General features: G+C 57.9%; 15 protein-coding genes. 14 read left to right on the top strand and 1 reads right to left on the bottom strand.

Annotated features, from left to right (window positions below; translation table 11 throughout):
- The first annotated feature begins 107 nt into the window (after positions 1–107).
- Positions 108–1445, top strand: a complete 1338-nt coding sequence (locus K6123_RS01220) for a hypothetical protein (protein ID WP_221793316.1) — start codon at positions 108–110, stop codon at positions 1443–1445.
- A 24-nt stretch (positions 1446–1469) separates the two neighbouring features.
- Here the strand turns inward: K6123_RS01220 and K6123_RS01215 are convergent, their stop codons facing one another.
- Positions 1470–2180 carry a 4'-phosphopantetheinyl transferase family protein gene (locus tag K6123_RS01215; RefSeq protein ID WP_221793314.1) on the bottom strand — a complete coding sequence of 237 codons (711 nt, stop codon included), beginning with the start codon at positions 2178–2180 and terminating at the stop codon, positions 1470–1472.
- An 84-nt stretch (positions 2181–2264) separates the two neighbouring features.
- On the opposite strand from K6123_RS01215, the gene K6123_RS01210 reads away from it, so the two are divergent.
- From K6123_RS01210 to K6123_RS01150, 13 genes are read left to right on the top strand one after another with little or no spacing between them, the layout of a single operon-like run.
- Positions 2265–2987 carry a beta-ketoacyl synthase chain length factor gene (locus K6123_RS01210; protein WP_221793312.1) on the top strand — a complete coding sequence of 241 codons (723 nt, stop codon included), beginning with the start codon at positions 2265–2267 and terminating at the stop codon, positions 2985–2987.
- Positions 2988–3001: 14 nt separating this feature from the next.
- On the top strand, positions 3002–3829 hold the full coding sequence (locus K6123_RS01205; protein ID WP_221793310.1) for a lysophospholipid acyltransferase family protein: 828 nt from the start codon (positions 3002–3004) through the stop codon (positions 3827–3829).
- 4 nt (positions 3830–3833) lie between these two features.
- Positions 3834–4076, top strand: a complete 243-nt coding sequence (locus tag K6123_RS01200; protein ID WP_221793308.1) for an acyl carrier protein — start codon at positions 3834–3836, stop codon at positions 4074–4076.
- Between the two features lie 39 nt (positions 4077–4115).
- The gene (locus tag K6123_RS01195; protein WP_221793306.1) at positions 4116–4673 is read left to right on the top strand and encodes a COG4648 family protein; all 558 of its coding nucleotides are present in this window, start codon (positions 4116–4118) and stop codon (positions 4671–4673) included.
- Positions 4666–6519, top strand: coding sequence for an ApeI family dehydratase (locus K6123_RS01190; RefSeq protein ID WP_221793304.1), 1854 nt, complete (start codon positions 4666–4668; stop codon positions 6517–6519). The genes K6123_RS01195 and K6123_RS01190 overlap by 8 nt, the downstream gene beginning before the upstream one ends.
- Positions 6516–6920: an acyl-CoA thioesterase gene (locus K6123_RS01185; protein ID WP_246624554.1), complete on the top strand. Its 405-nt coding sequence runs from the start codon at positions 6516–6518 to the stop codon at positions 6918–6920. Before K6123_RS01190 ends, K6123_RS01185 begins: the two co-directional genes overlap by 4 nt.
- Positions 6917–7525, top strand: coding sequence for an outer membrane lipoprotein carrier protein LolA (locus K6123_RS01180; protein WP_221793302.1), 609 nt, complete (start codon positions 6917–6919; stop codon positions 7523–7525). Before K6123_RS01185 ends, K6123_RS01180 begins: the two co-directional genes overlap by 4 nt.
- Entirely contained in the window at positions 7525–9924 is a 2400-nt protein-coding gene (locus tag K6123_RS01175; protein ID WP_221793300.1) for an MMPL family transporter, read from the top strand. Before K6123_RS01180 ends, K6123_RS01175 begins: the two co-directional genes overlap by 1 nt.
- Positions 9917–10543 (top strand): DUF3261 domain-containing protein, encoded by a 627-nt coding sequence (locus tag K6123_RS01170; protein WP_221793298.1) that lies wholly within the window; start codon positions 9917–9919, stop codon positions 10541–10543. The genes K6123_RS01175 and K6123_RS01170 overlap by 8 nt, the downstream gene beginning before the upstream one ends.
- Positions 10543–11730 carry a beta-ketoacyl-ACP synthase gene (locus K6123_RS01165; RefSeq protein ID WP_221793296.1) on the top strand — a complete coding sequence of 396 codons (1188 nt, stop codon included), beginning with the start codon at positions 10543–10545 and terminating at the stop codon, positions 11728–11730. The genes K6123_RS01170 and K6123_RS01165 overlap by 1 nt, the downstream gene beginning before the upstream one ends.
- Positions 11723–12238 carry a hotdog family protein gene (locus tag K6123_RS01160; RefSeq protein WP_221793294.1) on the top strand — a complete coding sequence of 172 codons (516 nt, stop codon included), beginning with the start codon at positions 11723–11725 and terminating at the stop codon, positions 12236–12238. Before K6123_RS01165 ends, K6123_RS01160 begins: the two co-directional genes overlap by 8 nt.
- Positions 12231–12962: a 3-ketoacyl-ACP reductase FabG2 gene (locus tag K6123_RS01155; RefSeq protein WP_221793292.1), complete on the top strand. Its 732-nt coding sequence runs from the start codon at positions 12231–12233 to the stop codon at positions 12960–12962. The genes K6123_RS01160 and K6123_RS01155 overlap by 8 nt, the downstream gene beginning before the upstream one ends.
- A complete protein-coding gene (locus tag K6123_RS01150; RefSeq protein WP_221793291.1) occupies positions 12962–14191 on the top strand; it encodes a beta-ketoacyl-ACP synthase in 1230 nt (409 codons plus the stop codon). The genes K6123_RS01155 and K6123_RS01150 overlap by 1 nt, the downstream gene beginning before the upstream one ends.
- The last annotated feature ends 97 nt before the right edge of the window (positions 14192–14288 follow it).

Raw genomic sequence — 14288 nt, 5'->3', positions numbered from 1 at the left:
TCCAAAACGCCACCTGACTTGCGTCAGGTGGCGTTTTTTTATGGCTAATTATCGAACTGTCATATTATATTCAACGCTTACTCACAAAACTGACACAAGGATCTCGTGTGACACCTTTCTGGCCTCATTCAACAACACGTCTGTTGGCGTGCGCAGCGGTAGCCTCTCTGACCGCCTGCGGTGGTAGCAGCAGCAATAGCACTTCCGAACCAACAACCCTCTCGTTTCCGGCAATCAGCAATGGCTATTTGGCTTATCAGGTTAACAACGACGACTGGCAACAGATAACCACCGCCACTTCCGTTAGCCTGGGCAGCGGCGATACATTCAGCCTGGCAATAGGCTGCCTTGAGGGAGATAACGCGCAGTTCGCGATTGGTCGCTACCCGGATACCTTGTTTGGCTGGCTTGTTGACAGCTTTGGTGAAGTGCCCGAGACAGCCGAGGATCTCTGTGAAGAAGAATCAACAGAGACCGTCACCCGCAGCCTGACGTTTACTCTTACCGAAGATGACGTTGTCTTGATTGACGGCGATATAACCGACCAGATTGACGAGGATATTTACGACAGCTCCTTTACTCTGGAGACCTCAGCGACCGACGACCCGGTAGCCGTGATGCTGACCTTGCGCCAGGACGAGAACTACTACCTTTATTGCAATGACGAGCTGTCATTTAACGATGGTGACCAGTTGTTACTGAAGCTCTCCGACAGTCATGTATCCCTGGGCAGCAGCCAACAGATTACTGTGCCCGACTATACTTCGTTCTATTCCGGTGCCAGTCTGGCAGATTCCCAGTTGCTGGTACTTACTTCCAGTAGTCGGCGAGGCTCAAAACTGGTGGATTTCAGTAACAGCAGCAGTTGCGAGGTACTTAACTCGCGCTACAGCCGGATTCAACGTGGCCTAAGCGACCTGCTGGTCTACGACTATAACAAGCAACTGGACACCCAGCTGCCGGAACTGCTGGCGGACCCGGAAAACTATACGCTGTCTTTCAGTGGTGCCTTTGCAGGCGATGTTGAAGTCAGCGGTTACCAGCTGGATAGTCTCGACACCAGTACCCTTTCCCTTGATCTGACAGGCTCAGCGACGTTGGCAGACAGCCAGGAAATCAGCGTTATTCTGATGGACTATCGCCAATTGGCAGCCAGTAGCCAGACAATTGAGTTTCCGGCATTCGACGCTTTGCCGGGGCTGGATCTGGTTATTGATGAGATAGATATTGAAGAAATGTACACCTACTTCCCATCCGTCGAGGCAGTGCTCAACCCTGTCACAGACGGTGGTGGATTCGCATATACCTACTACTCCGTTGACGATACGGCATCAGCGACCATGACGGCTGCAACAGCCGCAACACCAGCCTCAACGCCAGCCCCATCTCAAAACCGTTTTCTGCAACGTTTGATGGCGCCATCCATTCGCCCAATGGGCTTATAAACTCAGGCCGGAGCTGCCCGTGTATCAGCTAATAACCCGATACACGGGCAGCTCCGGAGACCCTGCACGGATGGCTTCCCCACTCACCGCCAGCATCAGCTCCGCTTGTTCAAGACACAGTGTCTTACAGTCGTCAGGCAAATCTCCTTCGTCGACAACCTCCAGCGTCATGCGGCCAAACTCGGCCAGATCAATTCCGCGCCCTTGTTGTTTGACCCAACTTTCGTAACTGCACCACCAGCGATACCAGAGCCGCAGCTGTTCGGCTCCAGGCAATTCGGCACAGGCGTGTTGCAAGGCGGGTGCAGCATAGTCAGCCAACAGCTCTGCCAGCGATGGCCTGGGTTTGATCTGTTCGATATCAACACCAACCGGGCCAACCGCTGAAATCGCCAAAGCCAACCAGTCGCCGGAATGGGAAATAGAAACACCGATATTTTGGTGGCCCGTAGACGCCAACTGCAGTGCGCCACTGTCCAGCTGTTCGATCAGCCAGTCATTGATGCTGCCTCCAAGACAGTCGGCCAGTGCCAGCCGCAGGCCATAATGGCCGCGTAAAAAGGTCTCTCGACGGCGTGGCGAACTCAGCTTCGACAGTCGTTGCTGTTCGGAAAGGCTCAGCCAGTCCAGCTCAACCGGCAGTGGAATCTCAGCCAGCGAGCACCACAACAACCAGCCTGACGGCCTAGTGGCTGTTTCAACCATTAGCGGAATTGTTTGAAAAATTGATTTCATAAAGCTGCCAGAACCGCCACCACGCTTGCCTGACGACCGTTGGCCAGTACAATACGCGGCCAATTATATGGATGAGAGTGTTCCATGTCTGGTATCAAATTCAGCATCAGGGATTGGGCCGTCTGGATGCCTGCCGCTGAAGAAGCCGCTTGTTTTGGCCAGCGGGTCGAGGCGCCAGCACTGGGACTGATTCCGCCGATGATGCGGCGACGTCTGGGTGAACAGGGCAAAATGGCGATTTCCGCCTGTGCTGCGCTGCTTGAACCACAGCCGGTTATGCCGCTGGTGTTTTGCAGCCGTCATGGCGAAATCCAGCGCTCCATCGAAATTCTCACCGCCCTGCACAATGGCGAAACGCCATCACCAATGCAGTTCAGCCTGTCGGTGCACAATGCCATCAGCGGCATGTTGTCGATCAGCACCGGCAATACCAGCAATATCAGCGCGATTGCAGCGGGCCCGGACGGCATTGCCAATGCCATCGCCGAAACCGCCATGGTGCTGAACGATGCTGACAGTGACACGGCACTCTGTGTGATCTACGACCAGCCGTTACCGGCAATCTACGGTGACACCGAGCTGGAACCCGAACACGAATATGCACTGGCACTGCTGCTGGAAAAATCCGCCCCGCCGCAGTATCAACTGAACTTTGGCCGTGCTGCGGATGAACAGCCAGCAGTGTCATTAAGTGCCCAACTGAATGCCATGTTTGCCTTACTGAGCGGCCAGGCGGATAGCGCCCAACTGGGACAGGTGCGGCTGCAACGCTGTGACTTTTCAGAAGATGGAATCAGGCCACAATGATCCGGCTGCTGAGCATGACATGGCGAGTGCTCGCCACCAGCTTCTGCTTTGCCATGTTTGGGCTGGGAGGTGCGGTGATTGCACTGCTGATCAGCCCCTTGCTGATCCTGCTGATCCGTAATCCCCGCCAGCGCCAGCGGCTTGGCAAAGCGGTTTCCAGTGGTGCCATGTACCTGTTTATCCAGCTGATGCGAGCGGTGGGGGTGATGACCTACGAGGTGAAAAATCGCCACTGGCTGCAGCAGCCCGGCCAACTGATTCTGGCTAACCACCCATCGCTGATTGATACCATTTTCCTGATCGCGTTTGCCCGCCAGGCCGACTGTGTGGTGAAAGGCAAGCTGCTGCGCAACCCCTTTACCTGGGGGCCGATCCGGCTGGCCGGTTATATTGCCAACAGCTCTCCCGAACAGGTGATCGCTGCGGCAGGTGAGTCATTTCGGGCTGGCAACAACCTGATTGTGTTCCCGGAAGGCACTCGCACAGTCGCCGGTGAAAGCATTCAGCTAAAGCGTGGTGCTGCCAATATCGCCATCAAGACCGCGACGCCGATCCGGCCAGTGGTGATCCGTTGCGAGCCACCAGCGCTGACCAAGGAAATCAAGTGGTATCAGGTACCCGAGCGGCGTGTACGCATGACGCTGGAAGTCTTACCTGTTATACAGATCGATCAGTATGCCAGGGCGGAAAACCAGGCTATGGCGGCACGTCAGCTCACTCATGAGCTGGAGCAATTTTTTAATAAGGCAGTGACGGGTTGCGACCTTCAGAGGCAAGCAAAGTTATCGGCAAATGCAGATAATCACCCCCACACTGTGGCAGAGAGCAAAGCAGGATCCTGACATCATGAACAGAGACGAAATCCAGAACCACATCACCCGCGTCCTGTGCGACCTGTTTGGTCTGGACAAAGACCAGATCAGCCCGGAAGCACGACTGTACGAAGACCTGGATATCGACAGCATCGACGCTGTCGATATGGTGGTAGAAATGAAAAAGATCACCGGCAAGAAGATCAATCCGGAAGATTTCAAGAGCGTGCGCACCGTCGGTGACGTTATCAACGCTGTTGAGGCGCTGTACAACTAACATCGCCACCCTGCCTACCAACACCGGTACCCGGCCCGCATGAAACCGTTTTTTACCGTCCTCATCGTGCTGCTGTCGTTGTGCTACCCACTGGCGGTGTACTTCGGCCTGCAGTACTTCGATGTGCGTTACCTGGCGCTGCTGTTGCTGACGCTGGGGGTTGCCCGCAGCCTCTCAGCGGGTGCCGCCGCCTCCGGCAGTCGCTGGCTGATGGTGTTGATACTGGCAGTGCTGGCAGGCTGGACCTGGGTTTCCGGTGATGCACTGGCGCTGAAACTCTACCCGGTGCTGATCAGCTTCAACCTGCTGGTGCTGTTTGGCTGGAGCCTGCGCCAACCACAAACCGTGGTGGAAAGACTCGCCCGTCTGAAAGAACCCGAGCTGCCCCCCAGCGGGGTGACTTACACCCGTAAGGTGACCAAAGTCTGGTGCCTGTTTTTTGCGGCCAACGGCTGCATCGCCCTCGCGACGGTGCTGTACGGCGATGACGCCTTGTGGACTTTATATAATGGACTGATTTCCTATCTGTTGATGGGAACCCTGATGACGGCGGAACTGCTGGTACGCCGTCGGGTAAAACGGGAACAGCATGGCTGACAATTTCACTCGCTTCGAACAACGCTACCAATCCCCTGCCGATCCACAGGCGCTGCTGTTTTATGGCCAACAGGGTAATTTAACCGTGGCCGACTGGCTGCAACGGGTGGCCGACTGGCAACTACGGCTGCAACAGGCCAAAGCTGAAAACCCGGCGCTGCTGCGCTGTGCGGTTTATCACCCGGATCTGGCCGAATTCACCGCCATCCTGTTTGCGCTCTGGAGCCAGCAACTGATTTCCTGCGTGCCGGGTGCCAACAACCCCGGCACCGTGGAGGCACTGGCACCACTGGTCGACGCCTTTGCCGGTGACTTTGACGTCAGGACCAGCAAACCCTGGCTGGATGCTGAAGCCGGTTGTGGTGCAGAGCCTTTGACAGCGCTGGCGCAAGCGCTGGATTACCACGCGCCACTGCTGGAAATCTTTACCTCGGGTTCCTCCGGCGAACCCAAGGCGATTGCCAAGGCATTACGCCAGATGGCGGTAGAAACCACCGCGCTGGAGCAGCTGTGGGGCAGCGACCTCGACGCCGACAGCTGCAGCATTGGCACTGTCAGCCACCACCATATTTACGGCATGCTGTACCGGCAGCTGTGGCCACTGGCAGAAGGTCGGCCGATGTGGCGCGATACCTGCGCCTTTATCGAAGACGTCAGCAGTGCCTTGCCGATGCTGGCGAATCCGTCGTTCTTGCTGGTCAGCAGTCCGACCCACTTGTCACGGCTGCCAGACAACTTCGACTGGCAGGCCTTGCGCCAGCACAGCCGGATGATTTTCAGCTCCGGGGCACCGCTGCCGGAAACCGCCTCGGTGGAATCCGCCCGCCGGTTCGACACCAACGTCAACGAGATTCTCGGCAGCTCCGAAACCGGTGGTATCGCCTGGCGCCGTCAGCATCGTGCCGAACAAAGCCACTGGACTCCCGGCCCCGGCATCGACGTGCGTGTCAGCCCGGACAACCAGTGCCTGGAGATTCGCTCGCCGTTTCTGGCCGACCTCGAATGGTACGCTACCACCGACCGGGTGCAGCTGCAGCCAGACAATACCTTCACCCTGTTAGGCCGCACCGACCGGATTGCCAAAGTCGAAGGCAAGCGGCTGTCGCTGACGGCGATGGATCAGCAGCTGCAACAAAGCCCCTTTATTGAAGAAGCCCGCAGCCTGGTGCTGCATGGCCATCGCGACGAAGTCGCGGCGGTGCTGTCACTTACCGAGGCGGGTCGCCAGCAGCTGCAACAGCAGGGTCGCAAGGCCTTGCTGGAGGGCTTCAAACAGACCTTGTTGCTGCACTTCGAACGGCCGTTATTGCCACGCAAATGGCGTATCGTGCTGGAGATTCCCCGTAACTCGCAGGGCAAAACCCTGCTGCAGGATCTGCTCGACCGATTTGAGGCTTCCGAGCGCTGGCCCACCATCATGACCGAACAGCGGGTCGGTGAGGCAGACAATCCAGAGCTGCAACTCGATCTGCAGATTGGCACCGGGCTGCGCTGGTTCGACGGCCATTTCGACAACTACCCGATTCTGCCCGGCGTGGTGCAAACCGACTGGGCGATTGCGCTGGCACGGCGTTATCTGGATTTCCCGGCCCGCTTCTGTGGCATGAAAAACATCAAGTTCGCCAACCCGATTGTGCCGGGTGACCGCGTCAGCCTGACGTTATCCCTGAAAGCGCGGCAAGATGGTGTCGATCTGCAGTTCAGTTATCGCAGCGGTGACAAGGCCAATTCGTCCGGTGCTATCAGTTTTTCGGTGCCTGCGGCCAGCAGTTTTTCTGAACCAACCTCTTCCGACCATGCCCATGCTGGTACCAATGCCGCTTCAGTTACCGGACAGCCGTTATGATCAGTGCTTCTGTTGAAATCCAGGTTCCGTTTCACGACGTCGACATGATGAATGTGGTGTGGCACGGCCATTACGCCAAATACCTGGAAATCGCCCGCTGCGCCCTGCTCGACAAGATCGAATACAACTACAACGAGATGAAAGCCTCCGGCTACGCCTGGCCAGTCATCGACCTGCACATCCGTTACCCGGGACCAGCCTGTTTCGGCGAAACCGTTAGCGTCACCGCGACGCTGGCCGAATGGGTCGACCGACTGCATATTCGTTATGAAATCCGTAACGCCAGCGGCAAACGTATCACCCGTGCCACCACCACCATGGTGGCCGTTGATATGAGCACTCAAAGCATGTGTTATGAGTCCCCACAGATCCTGATCGACAAGGTCGAGGCGCATTTATGAGTCTCTTAAGCCGCTTGCGCTGCGGCCGGATCTTGCTGCTTGGAATGGCGCTGAGTCTGCCAACAGCACTGCCAGTGCAGGCCCAGACACTCGCTACCGAGCTGGATGCCGACCAGATTGCCCGAATTCTGACCCCGACAGACCAGCTGCAAGGCCAGTTCCAGCAGGACAAGTATCTGGCCGTGCTGCCACGGCCGCTGCACTCCAGCGGCCGCTTTGTGTATCAGCGCCAGCAAGGGCTGAGCTGGCAAATCGAACAGCCGATCGCCAGCACCGTGGTGATCAGCGACAGCGGTATTTCGCAAACCCAGAATGGCCAGCTGGTGTGGCAGAGCGATGCCAACAGCCCACAAACCACCACAGTCGCCAACATCATGGCGGCGATTTTTGCCGGTGATCTGGCAACCCTGCAAACCACCTTTGATATCAGCGGCGCACAGCAGCCGGATCAGCCGTGGCAGTTGCAGCTGACGCCCAAAAGCGAGGTGCTGAAAAACTTCTTCAGCCAGATCGACATGACGGGCGCCCAACAGCTGCAAGGTCTGGTGCTGCACGAAGCCAGCGGTGATCGCACCGAAATCCGTTTCACCATCGAGGCGGACTGATGTCCGCTGCTACAAGCCCAACAACCAACCGCAAGACCAGCCAAACGACCTGGTTAACCAGCTGGCTGCTGGTGATGCTGGCAGCGCTGCTGTTTTGCGGCTGGCAAATCAGTCGCGGACTGCAATTCGACACCAGCATTCTGGCGTTGCTGCCCGCCGAGGAGAACAGCGCCGCGGCCGATTTCGCCAACAATCAGCTGGCGGATAACGCCAGCCAACGGCTGATTCTGGTGGTGTCCGGCCAGCGTCAGGCAAGCGCTGCCAACGCCAGCCAATTACAACAGGCGTTACAGCAATCCGGGCTGTTCAAACAGATCACCGGCCATACCGATGCCAGCCAGCTGCAGCAAGCGCTCGAACAGCTGTACGACTGGCGTTATTACCATCTGACCAACACCGACCGCCAGCTGCTGGAAAATACGCCGACCAATAGCTCAGCAGCCAATCCACTGGTGAGCAAGGCCATCAGCCGTTTGTATTCACCACTGGGTGGCAGTCTGGCCCAGCACCTCAGCGACGACCCCTTACAGCTGTTCGATCATTGGCGCGAACAGGCACTGCCGAGTCATGGCATCAGTCTGCAGGATGACTGGCCGACCCGGCTGGAACAGACCGCAAAAGGCCAGTTATGGCACCGGATTCTGGTGGCAGACCTGAATGGCAGCCCGTTTGCAATGGGCTATCAACAGCAGGTCGGCCAGTTACTTGAGCAACTCAAAGCGTCGGTTGATGGCCTCAGTTATACCGGCCTGATCATCCACGCCAGTTATGGCGCGGCGCAGGCCAAACAGGAAATATCCACCATCGGAGCGCTGTCACTGGTCGGCATTGTGCTGCTGATACTGCTGGTGTTCCGGCGGCCGTCGTACCTGCTGCTGGTGTTCCTGCCACTGTTATGTGGCTGTTTGCTGGCGATGGCGACCTGTCTGCTGCTGTTTGAACGGGTGCATATCATTACCCTCGCTTTTGGTGCCAGCCTGGTTGGTGTCGCCATCGACTATTCGCTGCATTACCTCTGTCACCGGCTGGAACAGCCAGGCAGTGCAGACGACCGCCCAAACAACCGCCACAGCCCGGTAATGACGGCGATTACGCTGGGGATGTTTTCCAGTGTATTGGCCTATCTGGCGCAGGCTGCGGCACCCTTTCCCGGCTTGCAACAAATGGCGGTGTTTTCCGCCGCCGGTCTGATCGGTGCCTGGCTGACGGTAATTGGGCTACTACCCGTGCTGACCCGACGGCTGCCCGCCAATCCCCACGTCGCCTACCTATTGCGCGGCCTCGACCACATTCGCCAACGCTGGCCAAGGGCCAACCAGCCCAGCGTCGCCGTGGTGGTGCTGTTGTTGGCTGGCTTGTCGGTATGGCAGCTGCCGCGACTCAGTTTCGACGACAGTATCGTGCGGCTGCAAACCTCGCCGCTGGCGCTGTTAAAAGCCGATCAGCAAGTCAACCAGCTGGCTGGCGGTGTGTCCTGGTCGCGTTATTTGCTGGTGTCCGGAAACTCTGAACAGCAACTGCTGCAACACCTGCAACAGCTGCAACCAGAACTGGATCAGCTCAATCAGCACAATCCCGGTTTGTATTACCAGAGCATCAGTCAGCAGCTGGCACCGCAACAGCAGCAGCAGGCTGACTATCAGCTGTTAGCCAATCAGGTTTATGCCGCAAATGGCCTGCTGGATCAGTTCACCCAGCAGCTTGGCGCAGCCGAACTCAGCGCCGCAGCGCGGGCCGATTTCCACAGCCGCGCCAGCCACAGCATCAGCCCGGACCAATGGCAGCAGGCCGATTTTAGCGCCAGCCTGCGACATTTATGGTTGGGGCAATTCGAAAACAGCTACTACGCCGTGGTGAATTTTGGTGGCGCTGTGCCCACCAGTCTGGATCAACAATTGCAACCGCTGCTGGCTGATCCGGCCATGCGTGACTGGCTGCAACTGATCGACCGTCCGGCAGCCATCAGCCAGGTGCTGCAGCATTATCGCCACAGCATGGGTTGGTGGATTGCGCTGGCCTACGCAGCGGTGCTGGCGCTGCTGGCATTACGCTACCGCTGGCGCGCCTGGCGTATTGTTGCCGGTCCGGCGCTGGCCAGTGGCCTGACGCTGACCTTGCTGTCGTTGCTGGGAATGCAGCTGACGCTGTTTAACCTGCTGGCCTTGCTGCTGGTACTGGGCATCGGCCTGGATGCGGGAATTTTCCTGATTAACAGCCGCAACAGCCTTTATACTTGGCTGGCGGTAGCCATGTCGGCGTTAACTACCTTGCTGGCGTTTGGCCTGCTGGCACTGTCCAGCACGCCGGTGCTGATGTATTTCGGCGCTACTGTGCTCTGTGGTGTGGTGCTGGTGTGGCTGCTGACGCCGGTCTTTACGCTGGGATCCCAAGATGACTAACCACCGTATGCTTAACCCAGGTATCCGCACATCCGTGCTGCCGTTGGTCGTCTTTGCCTTTGCTCTTATCAGTATGCTGAGCAGCAGTGGTTGCAGCCTGCTAATGCCCAAAGCCGAAGATTTCCGTCCACCGCTACTCAGTCCGGCTGCCGCCGGATTTAAGGCGCAGGTGACCCAGCAGGTCAGTCAGGCAGACGATGCTTCCAGAGCCATGATCGCCAGCTGGTCGGTCGATCAGGAGCAGATGGTGCTGGTCGGGCTGGCGGCTACTGGACAGGAATTGATGCGGGCGATTTACGACGGTGAACAGCTGCAAACCCGTGTCTCGCCGCTGGTTCCTGCGCAGATTGATGTGCAGGCGATCCTGTCACAGATCCAGCTGGCCTATTGGCCACTGGCAGCCATTCAGCAGCAGCTGCAGGGTTCTGGCTGGTCGCTGCAGGCCGTGACCGGAGAACGCCGGTTATATTATGATTCCCACCTTGTTTATCGATTGATTGGCGCTGCTGGCGCGGCAGATTCCACGGTTGCGGATCAGGCTGGCGCTGAACTTGTCATCGAAATACCCGATCTGGGCCAGCAGGTCCGGATCACGACCCTGAATATGGAAATGTTGTGATGGCGGATGTTCCCGTTTATCTGAATCAGCTGGGAATGGTCTGCTCGCTTGGTCACTCACCAGAACAAATCTGGCAAACCCTGCAGGACCCAAACGCCCAGCCGCTAACGCGGTCGAGCCAGTGGAGCCCGCAACCGGTTTATGTCGGCCAGGTGCACGAGCCGCTCTGCAGCCTGGAATCGCTACCGGAGCACCAGCGTTCCCGCAACAACCAGTTGTTGTTCAGCGCCTTTGAACAGATCCGTGCGCAATTTGAACAGGCCAGCCAGCACATCGCGCCGGAACGTATCGGCATTGTGCTGGGCAGCAGCACCAGTGGTATTGCCGAAGCTGGCGACACGGTTGCCAACTGGCTCGATCATGGCATTCACGCCTCCACCAGCCGCTATTCGATTCAGGAAATTTCCGCTCCGGCATTGTCACTCGCACAGCTGGTCAACGCCTGTGGTCCAAGGCTGGTGATCTCTACCGCTTGTTCGTCTGGTGCCAAGGCGCTTGCCAGCGCTCGGCGCATGCTGCAACAGGACGTCTGTGACCTGGTGATTGCCGGTGGTGTTGACTCCCTCGCCGCCATGACGATTCAGGGCTTTGGTTCACTCGAAAGCCTGTCGGCGGACTTGTGTAACCCGTCGGGTGCCAGCCGTAATGGCATCAATATTGGTGAAGGCGCGGCGTTATTTCTGATGAGTCGAGAGCCTGGCCCGGTGATTCTCGCCGGTGCCGGTGAAAGCTCCGATGCCCATCATATTTCCGCTCCGCATCCCGAAGGTCTGGGTGCTATTGCAGCCATGCAACAGGCGTTACAGCAACGCCAGATCAAGGCGGCCGAGGTGGATTACATTAATCTGCACGGCACTGCCACGCCACAGAATGACCAGATGGAAGCCAGGGCCGTGCACCAGCTGTTTGGTGCACAGCTGCCAGTGTCGTCGACCAAACGCCTGACCGGCCACACACTGGGTGCTGCCGGAGCGATCGAAGCGGGCTTGTGCTGGCTGACGCTGCAGCAACAAGGCGAACTGCCGCCGCATCGCTGGAACGGCGATGCCGATGCCAGTCTGGCGCCAATCCAGCTGGCCGAATCCGGCAGCTGGCTGCCACAGCCGCCACGGTTTGTACTGAGTAACTCGTTTGCCTTTGGCGGCAACAATATTTCGCTGTTACTGGAGCGTGCCAGCCATGACTGATTTACAGGAACAGGCGGCTGAATACGCGGTTGCCGAGCTGGTGCCGCACAGTGGCACCATGAGTTTGCTCGACGACGTCATCAGCTATGGTAGCGACAGCCTCACCGCCATGGTGCGGGTGCATCCCGGCGCCGAGTTTTTTGCCTGCACAGCCACGGGAAGTCGCGGCATCCCTGGCTGGCTGGGCATCGAATATATGGCCCAGGCGATTGCCGCCTGGGCTGGCAGTCAGGCCAAAGCCGCCGGCGGTAAAGCCTCCGTGGGGTTTCTGCTCGGCAGCCGCAAATTCAGCAGCAGCTGTGATTTTTTCCCGGTTGGCGCTGAATTGACCATCAAGGTCGAACGGCTGTTACAGGATGCCAACGGCCTCGGCTCGTTTGAATGCAGCCTCAGTTTTATCGACCCGCTGACGCACAAGCCCCAGCAGCAGCAGGCCCGGCTGAATGTATTTCAGCCACCGAATATTGATGAATTTATGGAATCTGCAAAAGGAAATACCCATGTCTGAGTCCCTCAGCGTTCTGGTTACCGGCTCCAGCCGCGGTATCGGCAAGGCGGTCGCATTACGACTGGCCCGTGAAGGCTTCGACATTGTGCTGCATTGCCGCAGCAAGCGTGATGAAGCCGAGCAGGTTCAGCAACAGATTGAAGCCATGGGTCGGCAGGCGCGGGTACTGCAATTTGATATTGCCGACCGGCAGGCCTGCCGCGAGATTCTCGAAGCCGACGTTGAAACCCACGGTGCCTATTACGGCGTGGTCTGTAACGCCGGGCTGACCCGTGATGGCGCTTTCCCGGCGCTCAGCGACGACGACTGGGACGCCGTGATTCATACCAATCTGGACGGCTTTTTTAACGTTGTGCAGCCACTCACCATGCCGATGATCCGCCGCCGCAAGCCCGGCCGTATTGTCGCCATGGCATCTGTGTCCGGTGTCATCGGCAACCGTGGCCAGGTCAACTACAGTGCTTCCAAAGCCGGTTTGATCGGCGCCTGCAAGGCGCTGGCGGTCGAGCTGGCGAAACGCAAGATCACGGTTAACTGCGTCGCGCCCGGGCTGATCGACACCGAAATGGTAGAGCAACATGTGCTCGAAGAAGCGCTGAAAATTATTCCGGCCCAGCGTATGGGCACGCCGGAAGAGGTCGCGGCGGTAGTCAGCTTCCTGATGTCTGAGGATGCGGGTTATGTGACCCGTCAGGTTATTTCTGTTAACGGTGGTATGTGCTGATGCGACGCGTAGTAATCACTGGGATGTCGGCCATTTCACCCATCGGCGCCGACTGGGAAACCATTGCCGACAATCTGAAAAGCGGCAACACAGGTATTCGTTACATCAGCGACTGGGACAAGTACGAAGGCTTGAACACCCGTCTGGGCGGCCCGGCCGACTGCTTTGAAAAGCCGACGCATTACAGCCGCAAGGCGACCCGCAGCATGGGACGTATGTCACTGATGGCAACCCGCGCAACCGAACTGGCGCTCGAACAGGCCGGCTTGCTGGGTGATGAGTCGATTCAGGATGGCCGCATGGGAGTTGCTGTCGGTTCGTCCTCCGGTACCCCGGACGCCATTGGTGAATTCGGCCAGATGCTGTTCAACCACTCGGTCAACGGCCTCAACGCCACTTCTTACGTGCGTATGATGCCGCACACGGCACCGGTGAACATTGGCGTCTTTTTTGGTCTGAAAGGCCGGATTATCACCACCTCCAGTGCCTGTACCTCCGGCAGCCAGGGCATTGGTTATGCCTACGAGGCGATCAAATATGGCCATCAGCAAATGATGGTCGCCGGTGGTTGTGAAGAACTCAGCGCCACCCAGGCCGCGGTGTTCGACACCCTGTTCGCCACCAGTTTGCAGAACGATCACCCCGAGCTGGCTCCACGGCCGTTCGACAAGGGCCGTGACGGCCTGGTGATTGGCGAAGGTGCTGGCATCCTGATTCTGGAAGAACTTGAATCAGCGCTGCAGCGCGGTGCGCCGATTATTGCCGAGATCATTGGTTTTGGTACCAACTCTGACGGTGCCCATATCACCCAGCCAAACGCCACCACCATGCAGATTGCAATGGAAATGGCGCTGCGCGACGCGCAACTGGACGCCAGTCAGATTGGTTATGTCAGCGCCCACGGTACCGCCACAGATCGCGGCGACGTCGCTGAAACCCAGGCCACGTTCAAGGTGGTTGGCAAAAAGCCGATCAGCTCCTTCAAGGGTTTCACCGGCCATACGCTCGGTGCCTGTGGGGCGTTAGAGGCGATTGTCAGTATTAACATGATGAACGAAGGCTGGTTCCACCCTAACGTCAACCTGACCGAAGTGGACCCGGAGTGCGGCGATCTGGATTACATCGTCGGCGAGCCACGGCAGATTGAAACCGACCATGTGATGAGCAATAACTTTGCGTTTGGCGGGATTAATACCTCGCTGATTCTCAAGCGCTGGAAGGGTGAGTAATTTCGCTTTCCTGAAAAACAGCCGTCCCGGCATGCCGGGACCCTACAAGGGCGATGGTGGAAATGCAGGGCCTGGACATCTCCAGGCTCTGCCACTC

The organism is Oceanobacter mangrovi, from assembly GCF_019740315.1.
In the GTDB taxonomy this organism is placed as follows: Bacteria; Pseudomonadota; Gammaproteobacteria; order Pseudomonadales; family Oceanobacteraceae; genus Oceanobacter; species Oceanobacter mangrovi.
The sequence above is the reverse complement of the archived record's forward strand: the minus strand, read 5'-3'. Positions and strand labels throughout refer to the sequence as shown.

Coding starts and splice junctions, on each gene's coding strand:
- K6123_RS01160 (WP_221793294.1), top strand. CDS start 11,723: ATGACTGATTTACAGGAACAGGCGGCTGAATACGCGGTTGCCGAGCTG.
- K6123_RS01180 (WP_221793302.1), top strand. CDS start 6,917: ATGAGTCTCTTAAGCCGCTTGCGCTGCGGCCGGATCTTGCTGCTTGGA.
- K6123_RS01205 (WP_221793310.1), top strand. CDS start 3,002: ATGACATGGCGAGTGCTCGCCACCAGCTTCTGCTTTGCCATGTTTGGG.
- K6123_RS01150 (WP_221793291.1), top strand. CDS start 12,962: ATGCGACGCGTAGTAATCACTGGGATGTCGGCCATTTCACCCATCGGC.
- K6123_RS01200 (WP_221793308.1), top strand. CDS start 3,834: ATGAACAGAGACGAAATCCAGAACCACATCACCCGCGTCCTGTGCGAC.
- K6123_RS01195 (WP_221793306.1), top strand. CDS start 4,116: ATGAAACCGTTTTTTACCGTCCTCATCGTGCTGCTGTCGTTGTGCTAC.
- K6123_RS01175 (WP_221793300.1), top strand. CDS start 7,525: ATGTCCGCTGCTACAAGCCCAACAACCAACCGCAAGACCAGCCAAACG.
- K6123_RS01165 (WP_221793296.1), top strand. CDS start 10,543: ATGGCGGATGTTCCCGTTTATCTGAATCAGCTGGGAATGGTCTGCTCG.
- K6123_RS01155 (WP_221793292.1), top strand. CDS start 12,231: ATGTCTGAGTCCCTCAGCGTTCTGGTTACCGGCTCCAGCCGCGGTATC.
- K6123_RS01170 (WP_221793298.1), top strand. CDS start 9,917: ATGACTAACCACCGTATGCTTAACCCAGGTATCCGCACATCCGTGCTG.
- K6123_RS01185 (WP_246624554.1), top strand. CDS start 6,516: ATGATCAGTGCTTCTGTTGAAATCCAGGTTCCGTTTCACGACGTCGAC.
- K6123_RS01215 (WP_221793314.1), bottom strand. CDS start 2,180: ATGAAATCAATTTTTCAAACAATTCCGCTAATGGTTGAAACAGCCACT.
- K6123_RS01210 (WP_221793312.1), top strand. CDS start 2,265: ATGTCTGGTATCAAATTCAGCATCAGGGATTGGGCCGTCTGGATGCCT.
- K6123_RS01190 (WP_221793304.1), top strand. CDS start 4,666: ATGGCTGACAATTTCACTCGCTTCGAACAACGCTACCAATCCCCTGCC.